The organism is Salinimicrobium sediminilitoris, assembly GCF_020866905.1.
GTDB classification, from domain to species: Bacteria; Bacteroidota; Bacteroidia; order Flavobacteriales; family Flavobacteriaceae; genus Salinimicrobium; species Salinimicrobium sediminilitoris.
Genome location: NZ_JAIVCC010000005.1, coordinates 846,258 through 863,063, shown reverse-complemented (window position 1 = coordinate 863,063; position 16,806 = coordinate 846,258). Strand labels below are relative to the sequence as shown.

16 protein-coding genes are annotated in these 16,806 nt (G+C 42.3%); 11 read left to right on the top strand and 5 right to left on the bottom strand.

Annotation, left to right across the window (positions count from 1 at the left end; translation table 11 throughout):
• Window positions 1-6: 6 nt before the first annotated feature.
• From LA313_RS09010 to LA313_RS08995, 4 genes are all read right to left on the bottom strand, one after another.
• Window positions 7-1,038 (bottom strand): App1 family protein, encoded by a 1,032-nt coding sequence (locus tag LA313_RS09010; protein WP_228914352.1) that lies wholly within the window; start codon window positions 1,036-1,038, stop codon window positions 7-9.
• A 114-nt stretch (window positions 1,039-1,152) separates the two neighbouring features.
• Window positions 1,153-3,525, bottom strand: coding sequence for a sodium-translocating pyrophosphatase (locus LA313_RS09005; RefSeq protein WP_228914351.1), 2,373 nt, complete (start codon window positions 3,523-3,525; stop codon window positions 1,153-1,155).
• Window positions 3,526-3,817: 292 nt separating this feature from the next.
• Complete coding sequence (locus tag LA313_RS09000) at window positions 3,818-4,333, bottom strand: inorganic diphosphatase (RefSeq protein ID WP_228914350.1); 516 nt, start codon at window positions 4,331-4,333, stop codon at window positions 3,818-3,820.
• Between the two features lie 415 nt (window positions 4,334-4,748).
• Window positions 4,749-5,729, bottom strand: a complete 981-nt coding sequence (locus LA313_RS08995) for a pyruvate dehydrogenase complex E1 component subunit beta (protein ID WP_228914349.1) — start codon at window positions 5,727-5,729, stop codon at window positions 4,749-4,751.
• A gap of 165 nt (window positions 5,730-5,894) precedes the next feature.
• On the opposite strand from LA313_RS08995, the gene LA313_RS08990 reads away from it, so the two are divergent.
• The 11 genes from LA313_RS08990 (at window position 5,895) to asnA (ending at window position 15,560) form a co-directional block, all read left to right on the top strand.
• Window positions 5,895-6,641 (top strand): electron transfer flavoprotein subunit beta/FixA family protein, encoded by a 747-nt coding sequence (locus tag LA313_RS08990; protein ID WP_228914348.1) that lies wholly within the window; start codon window positions 5,895-5,897, stop codon window positions 6,639-6,641.
• Window positions 6,642-6,714: 73 nt separating this feature from the next.
• Window positions 6,715-7,683, top strand: a complete 969-nt coding sequence (locus LA313_RS08985; protein ID WP_228914347.1) for an electron transfer flavoprotein subunit alpha/FixB family protein — start codon at window positions 6,715-6,717, stop codon at window positions 7,681-7,683.
• An 83-nt stretch (window positions 7,684-7,766) separates the two neighbouring features.
• The gene (locus LA313_RS08980) at window positions 7,767-8,390 is read left to right on the top strand and encodes a bifunctional nuclease family protein (protein WP_228914346.1); all 624 of its coding nucleotides are present in this window, start codon (window positions 7,767-7,769) and stop codon (window positions 8,388-8,390) included.
• Window positions 8,391-8,401: 11 nt separating this feature from the next.
• Window positions 8,402-10,114, top strand: coding sequence for a nucleoside transporter C-terminal domain-containing protein (locus LA313_RS08975; RefSeq protein WP_228914345.1), 1,713 nt, complete (start codon window positions 8,402-8,404; stop codon window positions 10,112-10,114).
• Window positions 10,115-10,383: 269 nt separating this feature from the next.
• Window positions 10,384-11,208, top strand: a complete 825-nt coding sequence (locus LA313_RS08970) for a thymidylate synthase (protein WP_228914344.1) — start codon at window positions 10,384-10,386, stop codon at window positions 11,206-11,208.
• Between the two features lie 29 nt (window positions 11,209-11,237).
• Entirely contained in the window at window positions 11,238-11,612 is a 375-nt protein-coding gene (locus tag LA313_RS08965; RefSeq protein ID WP_228914343.1) for an energy transducer TonB, read from the top strand.
• Between the two features lie 18 nt (window positions 11,613-11,630).
• On the top strand, window positions 11,631-12,044 hold the full coding sequence (locus LA313_RS08960) for an energy transducer TonB (RefSeq protein WP_228914342.1): 414 nt from the start codon (window positions 11,631-11,633) through the stop codon (window positions 12,042-12,044).
• Between the two features lie 11 nt (window positions 12,045-12,055).
• Complete coding sequence (locus tag LA313_RS08955; protein WP_228914341.1) at window positions 12,056-12,838, top strand: hypothetical protein; 783 nt, start codon at window positions 12,056-12,058, stop codon at window positions 12,836-12,838.
• Between the two features lie 118 nt (window positions 12,839-12,956).
• On the top strand, window positions 12,957-13,931 hold the full coding sequence (egtD, locus tag LA313_RS08950; protein WP_228914340.1) for an L-histidine N(alpha)-methyltransferase: 975 nt from the start codon (window positions 12,957-12,959) through the stop codon (window positions 13,929-13,931).
• Window positions 13,928-14,209 carry a DUF427 domain-containing protein gene (locus LA313_RS08945; protein ID WP_228914339.1) on the top strand — a complete coding sequence of 94 codons (282 nt, stop codon included), beginning with the start codon at window positions 13,928-13,930 and terminating at the stop codon, window positions 14,207-14,209. Before egtD ends, LA313_RS08945 begins: the two co-directional genes overlap by 4 nt.
• Window positions 14,210-14,537: 328 nt before the next feature.
• On the top strand, window positions 14,538-15,560 hold the full coding sequence (gene asnA, locus LA313_RS08940; protein WP_228914338.1) for an aspartate--ammonia ligase: 1,023 nt from the start codon (window positions 14,538-14,540) through the stop codon (window positions 15,558-15,560).
• Between the two features lie 146 nt (window positions 15,561-15,706).
• Here the strand turns inward: asnA and LA313_RS08935 are convergent, their stop codons facing one another.
• Window positions 15,707-16,777 carry an aminotransferase class V-fold PLP-dependent enzyme gene (locus LA313_RS08935; protein ID WP_228914337.1) on the bottom strand — a complete coding sequence of 357 codons (1,071 nt, stop codon included), beginning with the start codon at window positions 16,775-16,777 and terminating at the stop codon, window positions 15,707-15,709.
• Window positions 16,778-16,806: the final 29 nt, after the last annotated feature.

Sequence of the window (16,806 nt, the reverse complement as noted above, 5' to 3'; positions counted from 1 at the left end):
AAACCTTTAAATAAACCCCTGTTCCCGCGCATGTTCCTCGGCTTGTTGGGAATTTTCGACCATTAAGACGGGAACGGTCTCGAAGTTGTCCACTATACTTCTCACCCGTCTCATTTGTCGGCGGTGTTTTACGCTGCGCAGGTAAATTGCCAAAATACGATCTGGGTACTGGGCAGCGATCTCTGTGTAAATAGCAGGATCGTGTTCTCCACTATCACCAATGAGAATGAAATTAAGGTGGGGATAGGTCTTCAGGATATTTACGATCTCCTTTTGCTTGTGCGGCTTCTCGGGTCTTAATGTTTTATCAAAAGGGGTTCTAAAGTCCCGCAGCAAAATAGGTCCTTTTGGGAAATCATTGACCTCCAGGAAAATTCTGAGATACTGGTATAGATTCCATGGACTATTGCTTAAATAGATTATGGGGTTCTGTTCATCTCCTTTCTTTCCGGCATGCAGGTCCCTATAAAATTTAGGAGAACCTTCTAAAGAGATCCTGTTGTGAGCATTTTTAAAAAGAGAGTTTTTGATAAGTCTCCACTTAAGAAAAGAGGTTACCCCGGTATGTAAAATAGTATCGTCAATATCGCTTATGACTCCGTAGCTGGCCTTTATGGGCGGGATAAGCAGTTCAGCTTCAAATTCATTGTTGTTGGTGATCTTACTGTTATGCACCTCATTCACAAAAGAGACCTTGAGCTTCACCCAGCCTTCATCATTGGCAAACTCCTTCAGGTTTAGGGAAATGGTCTTGTCGTAGAGGAAATAGCCTTTGGCATTGGTTTTTGTCTTAAGCACCACACCATTTGGAAGTTCCAGGGCAATTTCGGCATTTGAGATCTCATAGCTGTCGAACTGCTTATAGGTGTTGGAAAGTGTCCTGAAAAATGATTGGTCCTCATGCATCTTCAGGTTATCATCATCTATAGCCCGTCCCAACAAATAAAGATGACTGGAAGTTCCATAACTGCGGTAGGTGGCCAGTTTTACTTCAGGTTTGGCGGTAAGATGATTTTTAATCCTGGAAAGGAGCTTCATAAACAGGTTTTAAAAATGCCATTTTTGACACTTTTTTTCAAGATACATTTTAAAACAAAAATCCCCTGTGGTTGCAGGGGATTTTAAAAGTTTTTTAGGAAATTTCCTTCTGAATCACTCTTTTTCAGGAGTTACTTCTGAAGCTTTTTCAGCCGGTACAGCTTCCGAAGCAATAACCGCATCAGCAATTTTTTCCGCAGCAACAAGAGCCTCATTTTTATCTGTTGAGAATTGTACCACAGGTACTACTTCTGCCTCCTCCTGCTCGTGAATGATAGTTACTTCATCTACTTCGGGTGTATTGGCCATAGCCATATCTTCTCCAAGAATAGGCGCGATCACAAGACCTATTAAACAAGTAAGCTTAATCAAAATGTTCATTGATGGACCCGATGTATCTTTAAAAGGATCTCCCACAGTATCACCGGTTACGGCAGCTTTATGAGCTTCAGAACCTTTATAGGTCATCTCGCCGTTGATCATCACCCCGGCTTCAAAAGATTTCTTGGCGTTATCCCAAGCACCTCCCGCGTTATTCTGAAAGATCGCCCAAAGCACACCACTTACGGTAACTCCGGCCATATAACCTCCAAGCATTTCGGCGATAAGAGGATTTTCATAACCAAGAGCCATGGGTATAAGTACGATTAGGATAGGGAATCCAATGGTTAGAAGACCCGGCAACAACATTTCACGTAAGGCTGCTTTTGTGGAGATCTCTACACACTTATCGTATTGTGGCTTGCCTGTTCCTTCCATGATCCCGGGGATCTCACGAAACTGCCTACGCACCTCGTTTACCATTTCCATGGCCGCTTTCCCAACAGATTGCATTGCAAGAGCCGAGAACACTACGGGTATCATACCTCCTACAAACAACATGGCAAGTACAGGAGCTTTAAAGATGTTGATCCCGTCAATTCCAGTAAAAGTGACATAAGCTGCAAAAAGAGCAAGAGAGGTAAGTGCCGCCGAAGCGATGGCAAATCCTTTTCCTGTCGCTGCAGTTGTATTTCCTACTGAATCCAAAATATCTGTTCTCTCTCTAACTTCTGAAGGCAGTTCGCTCATTTCGGCAATACCTCCGGCGTTATCGGCAATTGGTCCAAAAGCATCAATAGCCAGCTGCATTGCTGTGGTCGCCATCATGGCCGAAGCCGCAAGCGCTACTCCGTAGAAACCTGCAAAGGCATAAGACGCCCATATCGCGATGGCGAAAAGAAGTACAGAATAAAAAGTAGAGATCATCCCGGTAGCAAGACCGGCAATTATGTTGGTCCCGGCACCTGTGCTGGAATTCTGAACAATAGAAAGTACAGGTTTATTACCCAGCCCAGTGTAATATTCGGTAACAGCAGAAATTACTCCTCCTACTACAAGTCCCACTAAAGTGGCATAGAAAACCCTCATTGAAGAAATCAACTGTGGGCCTTCGCCAAAGAATTCCATTTGCATGGTTTCCGGCAACATCCAGGTCACAAGGAAGAAAGATGAGATGGCAACCAGGATGATGGACACCCAGTTCCCTCTGTTAAGTGCTGACTGTACCTCAGCTTCTTTAGCAGTACTACTGCTAATCTTCACCAAAAGCGTTCCCACGATAGAGAAAATGATCCCGAAGCCGGCGATCGCCATTGGTAAAAGAATGGGTCCAATCCCTCCAAAACCTTCAGAAATAATATCACCGCCCATGTCTTTGATCACATAATTACCAAGAACCATAGCCGCTAATACGGTAGCTACATAACTTCCGAAGAGGTCGGCACCCATCCCGGCAACATCACCTACGTTGTCCCCAACGTTATCGGCAATGGTAGCAGGGTTACGGGGGTCATCTTCTGGAATACCGGCTTCCACTTTTCCAACAAGGTCGGCACCAACATCGGCCGCTTTGGTATAAATACCACCACCCACACGTGCGAATAGCGCAATAGATTCGGCTCCAAGAGAGAATCCTGCAAGAGTTTCCAGTACAATGGTCATTTGGTGAACATCTGTCCACTCCCCGCCCATAAAGACATGATAGAAAATGATAAAGAAGGTCGTTAAGCCAAGAACGGCAAGACCGGCCACACCAAGTCCCATAACTGTTCCACCTCCAAATGACACTTTTAATGCCTGTGGCAAACTTGTCCTTGCGGCCTGGGTTGTACGAACGTTAGACTGGGTTGCGATACGCATCCCTATATTTCCGGCGAAAGCCGAAAAAATAGCCCCAAATATAAAGGCTACAACAATTAGAATATGGGTGGTAGGAACAATAAATGAAATTCCTGCCAGTAAAATGCTTGCGACAATGACAAAAATGGTAAGGATCTTATACTCGGCATTAAGGAAAGCCAGCGCTCCTTCGTAAATGTGAGAGGAAATATCCTTCATCTTTCCATCTCCCGCATCCTGTTTCAAAACCCAGGAGCGTTTTGCCCACATAAAAATGAGCCCTATGATCGCCAGGATAGCCGGCAACCAGATCATCAATGATTCCATAATTTTTTGTTAAATTTATTTACGGTGCTAAAGTTAGCAAAAGAGGGGAAAATATAGCATCCTAAATATGATGTTTGTCAGTAACAGGCAAAAAAGTTCAGATATTCTCAGTCATAGGTAGCCTTGAGGCGATAAAAATATATTTTAGAGAATAATTTTATGATAATGCCATTTTTTAATTGGTTTTTTAACGAATGCAGAATGAAAGGAAATTAAACCTTAGGAATATCTTAAAATAAAAAAGCAGCTATTTTTCAATAGCTGCCTTCTTAATATGGTGAGCGCCGGAAGATTAAAGGATCGAAAAATTTCCTTTTTCCCCGTTGCTGTCTTTATATCGTTTAATACAATCCTCGATAATAGCATTTGCCTCTTTAACATCTCCCCAACCTTCAACATCAACCTTCTTTTGCTCAAGATCTTTGTACACCTTGAAAAAATGCTCTATTTCCTTGATAAGGTGACCATTTACGTCGCTAAGGTCATTAAGCCTGTTCCAGATAGGGTCGGAAATAGGTACACAGATCACTTTCTCATCAGGCCCCTTTTCATCGGCCATGTGGAAAACACCAATAGGCTTTACCTCCATCACACAACCCGGGAAAGTAGGTTCGGTCACCAATACAAGTACGTCCAAGGGGTCACTGTCTAAAGCCAGGGTTTCGGGAATGAAACCATAATCTGCAGGATACATCATGGAAGAAAAGATCATCCTGTCATAGCGCACTTTCTTTAGATCAAAGTCATACTCATATTTATTACGGCTCCCTTTTGGGATTTCGATAAGAACGTCAAATGTTTTACTCATTATATTATTTTTAATTTCTTTTTTTCTCTTAGGGGCGGCAAATATAATACTTCCTTCCGTTTTAAATAGGTATATCTTATTGAGAAGTTGCTCCTTAAAATAAAGTTTAGGTTTTTTTTCACAAATGGCGGAGGCAAATTCAAAATCCTCAAATTCCGAATCCTCAAATTCCAAATTCCAAATCCCAAATTCCAAATTCCAATTTGCAGATTTAAAGATTTGGTGCTTGGTGCTTGGTGCTTGGAGTTCGGTGCTTGGAGTTCGGTGCTTGGAGTTCGGTGTTTGGTGCCTGGTGTTTGGTGCTTGATGCTTGGTGCTTGGTGCTTGGTGGCTGGAATTTGATGATTGGTAATTGGGGTTGTAAACAAAAAAGCCTCCCAAAAAGGAGGCTTGAAAATGTTATTTTTGAAAGGTTTTATTCCTTATACATTACTTTCTTCACCGCTTTGATCACGTCGTTGTGATTTGGCAACCACTCTTCCAGCAATACAGGAGAATATGGCGCCGGGGTATCGGCAGTATTTATCTTTACAATAGGAGCGTCAAGGAAATCGAAAGCCTGTGACTGCACCTGGTAAGTGATCTCTGTAGCAATATTTCCAAAAGGCCATGCCTCTTCCACGATTACTAACCTGTTGGTCTTTTTTACAGATTCCAAGATAGCCTCGTGATCCATCGGGCGAATAGTACGCAGGTCGATGATCTCACAGGAGATACCTTCTTTTTCCAATTCTTCAGCAGCCTTGTAACATATCTTGATGATCTTACCAAAAGAAACAATAGTAACATCGCTACCTTCTCTTTTAATATCGGCTTTACCAATTGGCAAAACATATTCTTCTTCGGGCACTTCACCTTTGTCGCCGTACATTTGTTCAGACTCCATGAAGATCACAGGATCATCATCGCGAATAGCAGCTTTTAAAAGCCCTTTTGCGTCATAAGGATTAGAAGGAACAATAACTTTAAGTCCCGGAGTATTTGCATACCAGCTTTCAAAAGCCTGGGAGTGGGTAGCACCCAATTGTCCCGCAGATGCTGTTGGACCACGAAATACAATAGGAATATTAAATTGCCCGCCGCTCATTTGGCGCATCTTGGCAGCATTATTTATGATCTGGTCAATTCCCACCAGGGAAAAGTTAAAGGTCATGAATTCTATGATAGGGCGGTTGCCGTTCATGGCGCTACCAACCCCTATTCCTGAAAAACCTAATTCTGAAATGGGTGTGTCGATCACACGATCGGGACCAAATTCATCCAGCATCCCTTTTGATGCCTTATAAGCTCCGTTATATTCAGCAACCTCTTCCCCCATAAGGTACACAGTTTCATCCCTGCGCATCTCTTCACTCATGGCCTGGGCTATTGCTTCCCTGAACTGGATTGTCTTCATTACACGTATTTGATTAAAAATTTCGAACCACAAAAATAGTAATTCAAATAAGGATTATCGCCTACTTCAGAACAAAAATTTCTTATGCACGCACAGTATTTTTCCTCAGTTTTTATGTATCTTCGTAAACCAATTATAAATTTTATTTAAAAAATACTGAGATATATGAAAATATTAGTGTGTATTAGTCACGTTCCTGATACTACCTCCAAGATTAATTTTTCTGAAGGTGACACAAAATTCGACACTGCCGGGGTACAGTTCGTGATAAATCCAAATGACGAATTTGGTCTTACCAGGGCAATGTGGTTCAAAGAAAAACAAGGCGCAACAGTAGATGTGGTAAATGTAGGTGGTACAGAGACCGAGCCTACCTTAAGAAAAGCTCTGGCTATTGGAGCCGATAGCGCTATACGCGTAAATACACCGGCTACAGATGGGGTATATGTTGCAAAACAAATTGCCAAAGTAGCACAGGACGGGGGTTATGACCTTATTATTGCCGGCCGTGAATCTATTGACTATAACGGCGGGATGGTTCCCGGAATGGTTGCAGGTCTAATTGGAGCTAATTTCATAAATACCTGTATTGGATTGGAAGTGGAAGGAAATGAAGCCACGGCAATTCGCGAAATCGATGGAGGAAAAGAAACGCTTAAGACAAGCCTCCCTTTAGTTATTGGAACACAAAAAGGAATTGTACAGGAGAGTGATCTTCGTATTCCTAATATGCGGGGAATAATGCAGGCCCGTAAGAAGCCACTTAATGTAGTGGAACCGGTAGAAGCAGGAACACATTCTGAAGCTGTGAAATTTGAAAAGCCACAGCCAAAAGGAGATATTAAACTTATCGATCCCGATAACCTGGATGAGTTGGTGAATTTGCTTCACAATGAGGCGAAGGTGATTTAAAGATGAAGTGTCTGGAATCCAGACTCCATTTTTAACTATTCAATATTCAATAAAAAATATACCATAAAAAGATATGTCAGTTTTAGTATATACAGAATCAGAAGAAGGAAAATTTAAAAAGACCGCACTCGAAGTGGCCTCTTATGCAAAAGGTGTTGCCGACATGTTGGGAACAGATGTCACTGCCGTTTCCTTTAACGCACAGGGCGCAGGGGACCTTGGGCAATACGGAGTAAGCAAGGTACTTAAGATAAATGATGATAAACTTCAAAAATTCAATGCCAAAGCTTATGCCGATGCCATAAAACAGGCAGTCGAAAAAGAAGGAGCAAAAGTAATTGTCCTTAGCCAGAGTGCTAATGCAAAATATTTAGCTCCGCTATTGGCGGTACAACTGGATGCAGGTTACGCCTCCAATGTGGTTGCCCTGCCCGAAGGCACCGAGCCCCTTCAGGTAAAAAGAACAGCTTTTACCAATAAGGCTTTTAACTTCACAGAACTTTCTACAGATGTGAAGATCATAGGCCTTTCCAAAAATGCCTTTGGTCTTAAAGAAAGCGCAACAGAGACTAAAGAAGAAGATTTCTCCCCTTCTCTTGCTGAAGGAGATTTCTCAGTAAACGTAGTTTCTGTGGACAAGGCAGCCGATAAGGTGACCATTGCCGATGCCGAGATCGTAGTTTCTGGCGGAAGAGGAATGAAAGGACCGGAAAACTGGGGAATGCTCGAAGAACTTGCAGATACTCTTGGGGCAGCAACAGCATGTTCCAAACCAGTGAGCGACATGGGCTGGAGACCACACAGTGAGCACGTAGGTCAAACAGGAAAGCCCGTTGCCGCAAATCTCTATATAGCAGTGGGAATCTCGGGTGCAATACAGCATCTTGCCGGGGTAAGCGCTTCAAAAACAAAGGTGGTGATCAATAATGACCCCGAAGCTCCTTTTTTCAAAGCAGCCGATTACGGGGTGGTGGGAGACGCCTTTGAAATTGTACCAAAGCTCACCGAAAAATTAAAGGAATTTAAGGCTGGTAACTCATAATTTTTTAACTTGCGAGCCTTTAAGAGGGCTGTCTAAATTAGGTTTTTTGCCCGTTTAGACAGCTTTTTTTGTATTTTTGAAGTATGAGCTTAGTGCGCCTTAATATAAAAGGAATTTCTTACAGCCAGACACAGAACGGGGCTTATGCTCTAATCCTGAGCGAGGTAGAAGGAGAACGAAAATTACCCATAGTCATTGGAGCCTTTGAAGCCCAATCTATTGCTATTGCTCTAGAAAAAGAGATCAAACCTCCCCGCCCGCTTACCCATGACCTTTTTAAGAATTTTGCCGACAGATTTGAGATCGTGGTAAAACAGGTGATCATTCACAAGCTGGTAGATGGAGTTTTCTACTCCAGTCTAATTTGTGAGCGCGATAAGATAGAAGAGATCATTGATGCCAGGACCAGTGATGCCATTGCTCTTGCCCTGAGGTTCCAGGCACCCATTTTTACCTATAAAAACATTTTAGACAAGGCCGGTATTTACCTAAAAGGAGATGCCAGCAAAGAGGCAGAAGAAGAACAGAAGAAAGAAGATATCATCGTAGATGAACTATTTTCTAAAGAAGTGGAGATAAAACCTGACCAACAGAATTATAAAAAACTTTCCCTTAACGAACTGAATAACATGTTAGATCAGGCCGTAAAAAATGAAGATTATGAAAAAGCGGCCCGCATACGAGATGAGATCTCCAAGCGAAAATAACTCCCCCCTTTATGAACAAAATTTGGTGCTGCCTGTTTCTGATCTTCTTCGGAATATCCTCCCTTTTTGCCCAATCTATTTCTAAAACCTGGGATTTTGAAGCTGTTGAAGACAGTGCCCAAAATGCCATTTTTGAGATCTCTCCCGGGAATGACTTCTTGAAACTTGATAACGGCGACTTTGAATTCGCCCTTACCAATGAAGAAGTTCCCAATGCAACCGGGAATTACGTCTATCAAGATAATGTCCTGGTTCTTTTTTTCAATAACCCCGGGGATAGTATACAAAATTTCAGAGTCGAAACTTTAACCGACTCTACGCTGGTTCTTTCTGCCAGGAACGTCACTTATTCCTTAAAAGAAATCCCCCAAACCGTTGGAGAAGTACTGCCGGTAGAAACGGCAAAAACCGTCATCCCCAATCAAGGTTTTACTTTTACAAGCTTCTGGAGAGGTGCACTGGGAATGGTATCTCTTATTTTGATTGCATTTCTATTCAGCAGCAACCGCAAAGCGATCAACTGGAAAACGATTCTGGTAGGGTTGACAGCCCAGTTATTACTGGCCATAGGGGTGCTAAAAGTTGAATTTATACAGAACATTTTTGAATTTGTTGGAGGTATTTTCGTTCTTATTCTTGACTTTACTGCTGCAGGAAGCGAATTCCTGCTGGGAGGACTTATGAGTGTTGAGAGCTACGGCTTTATCTTTTTGTTCCAGGTGTTACCTACAATTATCTTCTTCTCGGCACTTACTTCGGTACTTTTCTATCTTGGAGTAATTCAGGTCATTGTAAAAGGAATGGCATGGGTGCTCACCAAACTTATGGGCATCTCTGGCCCCGAAAGCTTAAGTGTGGCAGGGAATATATTTCTGGGCCAAACAGAGGCACCACTTATGATCAAAGCCTATCTTGAAAGAATGACACGATCTGAGATCCTGTTGGTAATGATTGGTGGAATGGCCACTGTAGCAGGAGGAGTACTCGCTGCTTATATTGGATTTTTGGGTGGGGATGATCCCGCCTTAAGACTTGAATTTGCAAAGCACCTGCTTGCAGCTTCGGTAATGGCAGCACCGGGAGCGATCGTGGTTTCCAAGATCCTCTATCCGCAGCAGCAGGAGATCGATACCAATGTTGAGGTTTCATCAGAAAAAATTGGATCCAATCTTCTTGATGCCATCGCTAACGGTACTACCGAAGGTTTAAAACTTGCAGCCAATGTTGCTGCTATGCTGCTTGTGTTTATCGCATTTATTGCCCTTATCAACTATGTTTTGGGCTGGTTTGGAGATCTTACGACCCTCAACGCTGTAATGGCTGAAAATACACCTTATGCAAGGCTGTCTCTCGAATCTTTGCTGGGCTTGGTATTCGCACCTCTTATGTGGCTCATAGGAGTGGCTACAGAAGATATGATGCTCATGGGACAGCTTCTTGGAATCAAATTGGCAGCCAGCGAATTTGTTGGTTACATACAGTTAGCAGAATTAAAAAACCCTGTGAACGCCCTAAGCCTTACCTATGAAAAATCAATTATCATGGCTACATATATGCTATGTGGTTTTGCTAATTTTGCCTCTATTGGAATCCAGATTGGCGGAATAGGTTCCCTGGCGCCCGGCCAGCGAAAGAACTTATCAGAGTTTGGAATGAAAGCTCTTATTGGAGGTACTATCGCATCTTTACTTTCGGCTACTATTGCGGGGATGATCATTGGTTAATTTATATTTAAATGTCCTAAAGATGGAACCAAGAGCCAGGAGTCAAGACTTAAGACTTATAATTACTCAGGATTCATATTTATTCTAAAACAGGTATACTTTATCTTAAATACGATAGTTAATAAGTCTGTAACAATTCATTTTTGGAATTAACTTTTTTAATCGGGGCAGTTTTCTATTTTAGCTGAAACTGATCCGGAATTTGTCATTTTTGGCAGGTAAGCATCAGCACTATCTTTAAAATATAAATCCTTCAGAATTAACTCATAATGAAGCAGTATCACGACTTGATAAAACACGTCCTGGAAAACGGAAATGAAAAAGGGGACCGCACCGGCACCGGCACCAAAAGTGTCTTTGGTTATCAAATGCGGTTTGACCTAAGCGAAGGTTTTCCTATGGTCACCACGAAAAAGCTTCATCTAAAGTCTATCATTTATGAACTGCTTTGGTTCCTTAATGGGGATACCAATGTCAAATATCTGCAGGAAAACGGGGTGCGTATCTGGAACGAGTGGGCCGATGAAAATGGCAATCTGGGACCAATATATGGACACCAATGGCGCAACTGGAACAGTGAGGATATTGACCAGATAAAAGAGGTGGTGGAGACTCTAAAGAAGAATCCAAACAGCCGCCGCATGCTGGTTACCGCCTGGAATCCATCTGTACTGCCAGATAATTCTAAAAGTTTTTCAGAAAATGTGGCTAACGGGAAAGCGGCACTTCCCCCCTGCCATGCCTTCTTTCAGTTTTATGTAGCCAATGGGAAACTCTCCTGTCAGCTTTATCAGCGCAGCGCCGATATTTTCCTGGGGGTGCCATTCAATATTGCATCCTACGCCCTGCTCACCATGATGATCGCGCAGGTTTGCGGTTATGAGGCCGGGGATTTTATTCACACTTTTGGTGACGCACATATTTATAACAATCATATGGAGCAGGTGAACCTGCAGCTGTCAAGGGATCCAAGGCCGTTACCGGTGATGAAGCTCAACCCGGAGGTGAAAAATATTTTTGATTTTAAGTTTGAAGATTTTAAATTGGAGAATTATGATCCGCATCCGGCTATAAAAGGCCGTGTAGCGGTTTAATTTTTGTTTAATTTAAATTTTTCAACAGTATGAAGAAGTTCTTAGTTATCACATGTTTTTTCTTTGGGGGAATTACAGTTTCCCAGGCACAACAAACCTCCCCGGTTTGGCCCGGTTGTGAAGATGCCGAAGACAAAACAGAATGTTTTAACGAAAAACTAAATGCCCATGTGAGGGAACATTATGAATATCCCATGAAGAACAATGCTTACGTACGTGGGCAGGTGAAAGTTTCCTTTGACATTAATAAGAAAGGGGAAGTTGTAGTAAAATCGGTGGAAGGCTCTGAGCCTTTGGTTAATGAAGCAGCAAGAAATATGCTGGAAAAAATTCCTGATATGGAACCGGGAACTTTAAACGGGGAACCCGATACACGCAACTTTACCAGCACCTATCGCTTTTAAAATTTTTATCTCCCGATCATGAAAAAACTATTTTTAATTCTTTTCCTCTTTACCGCAGGCACCAGCATTGCTCAGGAAGGAGTGAAGGTTTCCAATAATACGGTTACCACCAAAGAAATTCCACCAATTTGGCCGGGATGTGAAGCATCTGCCGGGGATACAAAAGCGTGTTTTAGGAAGAAACTTACGCAGCACCTCAAGGAAAATTATAAATTCCCGAAGGATGCCAATGGCAACTATATTAGAGGAAAAGCAGTAGTTTCTTTTGTGATCGACAAAGAAGGAAAGCCGGTGGTAAAAAAAGTAGAAGGACCAAAAAAGGAGCTTAATGAGGAGGCAAAGCGAATAATTCTCGCTATCCCGCAAATGAAGCCGGGACAACTGGCAGGAAAACCCAGGGAGATTAGTTATAAAGTTCCTTTCACCTTCTAAAATTTTTCCCTTTGAAGAACCTTCTGTGTTTCTTATTACTGGCCCTTTCAACTTCGGCAGCTTTTGCTCAGAAGGAAAGTAATTCCGGAGCTTTTATTCCTTTAATTAACGCTGATGTGTCTCCGTCCTCCACAGAATGTGTAGAAAAAACTCCTGCCTGTACAGCCAAATTGATTGAAAGATACGTGTTGCAGCATATCACAGGAGTAGGAGCATTGACAACCGTTGAAGAAGGCAAGATTGAAATACCTGTACGAATCATTATTGACACTACAGGAAAAGTAGGCTGGGCTTCCGTAAAAGGTATACCTAAAGAAGCCGCAAAGGCATTGGAGAGACGATTAAAAAATATGCCTCATTTTATCCCCGGGGAATTTGATAACAAAAAGGCGAATGTTATAGTAGATCTGAAAGTACCTCTCTACATTTCAGAACCCGGTACTTCCCCAATAGAAGTTGTTACTTCTAAAGAAGCAGATCAACAGCCTATTTGGAAAAAGTGCCGCAAAGCTGAAGACATTCAAACCTGCACCACCTCCTCGGTTAATGACTGGATGAACCGCCACGTTAATATTTCAGCCATAAAAGAACCGGGAACCTATTCCCTTACGGCTGCTTATGTAGTTGGTGTGGATGGAAAAGTAGGTCGTGTGGTTATATTTGGCGGGGGAGAGGAATTTGCAAAAGAAGTTATCAAACAATTGAAAAGTATACCTCAATTTGAACCCGGTAAGAAAGCGGGAAAGGACGTAGCAGTTAGTTCTCTACTACCTATGTCGCTCAAGAAGGTTTAAGCGCATTGTTAGTATTCCTTTAACTAAAAGGGATTTTTAAAAGATTAAATTTGAAGGAAACCCGCGGGTTTCCTTTTTTTATTTTCAAATTAGGAAAGTTATGCGGAAAATTATTTCAATGAACGAGACAAAACCTCCCGAATTTAAAACGCAATTTGCCGAAGATGTTTTCAAAGGCCTTACCTCCTATCCTAAAAAGATAAGCTCCAAATTTTTCTATGATGAAAAAGGGGATGAACTTTTCCAAAAGATCATGGAGCTGCCGGAATATTATCTTACCGGAAAGGAGTACGATATACTGGTACAGCACAGGGAGGAAATAGGGGACGCTTTTTCCTCTTTTAACGGTTTTGACCTTATCGAACTTGGTGCTGGAGATGGGAAAAAAACCAAGGTGCTATTAAGACATTTCCAGGAAAAAAGTTACGACTACAAATACCTGCCGGTCGATATAAGCAAGAATGTGCTGGAACAGCTAAGTGGCAGCCTGCTACAGGAGTTCCCTGGATTAGATGTAGAACCACAACAAGGGACCTACGCAAATGTACTTACCCGTCTTGCAGATTACCGGGACAGGAAAAAAGTAATTTTATTCCTGGGATCGAATATTGGGAATCTTACTCCCGAAGAAGCCGTTGCATTTCTTAAAAAGATCTCCTCTGCCATGCATGAAAAAGATCTGTTTTTCATGGGGGTGGATCAAAAAAAGGAGCCACAGGTGATTTTGGACGCTTATAATGATAGTGCAGGAGTTACCGAAGCCTTTAACAAGAACCTGTTGACGCGGATGAACCGGGAGCTGGAAGCCGATTTTGATCCGGAAACTTTTATGCACTGGCCGCTCTACAATCCTGAAACCGGCGTAGCAAAAAGTTATCTTGTTAGCACAAAAGAACAAACGGTGCAGGTAAACGCACTCAATCTGGAAGTACATTTCCATAAATGGGAAACAATACATACAGAAGTGTCTCAAAAATATGATGATACCTCAATCGCTTGGCTTGCAGAAGAAGCCGGGCTGGAAATGGCAGGAAGTTGGGCAGACAAGGATAACTGCTATAAAAATTACCTTTTTAAAAGAACAGGATTATGAAAGCAATTTGGAACAACACCATTATAGCAGAGAGTGATAATACAGTGGAAGTGGAGAACAACCAGTATTTCCCTCCCGAAGCTATCAAAGCTGAATTCTTTCAGCTCAGCGACACGCACACTACCTACCCCTGGAAAGGCCGGGCTTCCTATTTTCACCTAAAGGTGGGAGAAGAGAAAAACCCCGATGCAGCCTGGTTTTATCCTCATCCAAAATCTGAAGCTGCAAAAATCAAAGATCATGTAGCCTTCTGGAAAGGAGTTAAGATTGAAAAATAAATTTGGCAGTAAATAAAAAAGAAGTAAGTTTACAAATATCAAAAGACACAAACAGGTGATTTTCAATAACAACAATAATAATTTCAATAACAATCTGAATCGACTCAGGTTGCGGAAAGCTATTATTGTATAACAAGATCCCTTAAACAATATTTAAAGCCTTTCCCACACCAGGAAAGGCTTTTTTTTGCTCAATTATGAAACGACTTCAAACAAATAATATCAATAATAATAGTCCGCCACCCAGGGGAGAGGATCTCTGTGCTTATAAGCCTGCCTCCTTCCCGGGGCAGGCTTTTTTATTACTTAAAAATCTAAAACAAGAATTATGAAAACTACACTACAACAACTATCGCGAAAACTTGAAACCGAAGAAGCTGTACACTTCGTAAAAACCGAATTTGAAAAACATTTAAAAGAGAAGCTTTCTTTAGTGCGGGTCTCTGCCCCCACGGTTGTTCTCCAGGGCACCGGTATCAACGATGACCTCAACGGAATAGAACGTCCTGTAGGCTTCCCTATTAAAGAAATGCAGGAACAGAGGGCCGAGGTGGTGCAATCTCTGGCTAAATGGAAAAGGCTGCGCTTAAAGGAATATGAGCTGGAACCAGGTTTGGGAATAGTGACCGACATGAAGGCGCTGCGCCCCGATGATGAGCTGGGGCCTATGCATTCGATCTCTGTAGACCAGTGGGACTGGGAGAAAGTTATGGCTCCCGAAGATCGCCACCTGGAATTCCTCAAACAACAGGTCTCCAGGATCTATGAAGGCATTTTAGCCACCGAGGCAGCAGTAACCAGCCAGTATCCCCTACTCACTCCCATTCTTCCTGCAGAAATTACTTTTTTGCATACCGAAGATCTACAGGAAAAATATCCCGGGCTTTCACCAAAGGAAAGAGAAAACATGGCCGCTAAGAAATATGGCGCTGTCTTTCTTATAGGAATAGGTGGGGAATTGCAGGGGGGAGAATTCCATGACGGCCGCGCCCCCGATTATGATGACTGGAGCTCCCCAACCTCTGCTACCACAAAAGGCTTAAACGGCGATATCCTGGTATGGAACCCGGTGCTTGAAAAGGCCTTTGAACTCTCCTCCATGGGAATAAGAGTGGATGCCGCTATACTGGAACAGCAATTAAAAATGCGACAGGCAGAAACAAGAAGCCAACTGTTCTATCACAAGCAGTTACTTGAAGGAAAGCTTCCCCAAACCATAGGAGGCGGGATTGGACAATCCAGGTTGTGTATGTTCCTGTTAAGAAAAGAACATATTGGAGAAGTACAGGTAAGCATCTGGCCGGAAGCAATGAGGCAGGAAATGGCGCAGGCAGGAATACATTTGCTTTAGAATACCTACTTAATTATTTGTTTATGAGCATTCACAAAGGAACTCACAGGTTTTGAAAACCTGTGAGTTCCTTCTATTTTATAATTTTACGATATATGATCTGTGTATAAAATATTTTATCCAAAAATGGCATTTTGGATCCTTCATTATAAATTCCTGAGCAGTTTATCCAGATCGGCTTCGGTATTAAAATAAATGAAGCTTACCCGAATTCCCTCACCCCGCATAGAGCAAATTATCTTGTTGCTTCGCAGCTTTTGAAATAATTTTTCATCTCCTTTAATGTTAAAAATAGAAGAATGCAGCTTCCGGTTCACCACTGCAGATTCCAAAAGGCCTCTTTCTGCAAGTTTCTCTTTGGCAGGCGCTGAGAGTTCCCTCACCCTGGATTCGATCTTGTCTATTCCTATTTGCTCAATAAGATCAATGGCAGCTTTTAAACTTCCGAAGTTGAGCGTGTCCAGGTGACCGGGCTCAAACTTACCGATAAAACTGCCCTTATGCGGCTTGTTCTTACCCCGCAGGTCTTTTAGCTCCAACTCCTTTGGAGCAATTTTCTCCTGCATATGTTCCTTAAAGAGAAAGAAAGCATTTCCATAGCCGGCATTGAGCCATTTATATGCACTGGCCCCAAGTACATCCAAAGCTGAAGCTTCAAAATTAAATTTTTCGGTTCCGCAATACTGGGTACCATCAGCAAAAAGTAGCAGTTCCGGGTATTGTTCCTTCAGCTTCAGGAGGAAAGCGGGATCTATTTTAATTCCGTTGATGTATTGTACGAGACTAAAAGCGAAAATATCAGGTTTTTCCTTTTCTACTGCTTCAGCAACATTTTGCTCCAGGTTTTCGTCAATTTCGGCATAGCAAACTTTAAAACCTCTTGACTCCACAGCCCAATTGACTGAAGGATAATCCTTCCGCAGCAAAAGAACCTTTTTGCTGCGATCAATTCCTTCCATAAGTAAATTGAACCCATAAGAGAAATTGGGTGTTAGCGCCACCAGGTTGGGAGCGCAATGAAAAAGATCTCCAACTGCCTTTCTCACCTTTAGGAACATTGCCTCGCGGTTCTCCCGAAATATGCTGCCCCCTATTAAAAAGTCAAGGTCGTGGTCCTGCCGGAATTCCAGTACAGCCTCTGGCAAAAGACCCGAAGCAGCAGTGTCGAGGTAGGTATACTGCTCTAAAAGGGGAAACTGTTTCTTAAAATTCTTCATATACATGGAATATTCCGCAGTAAAATCAA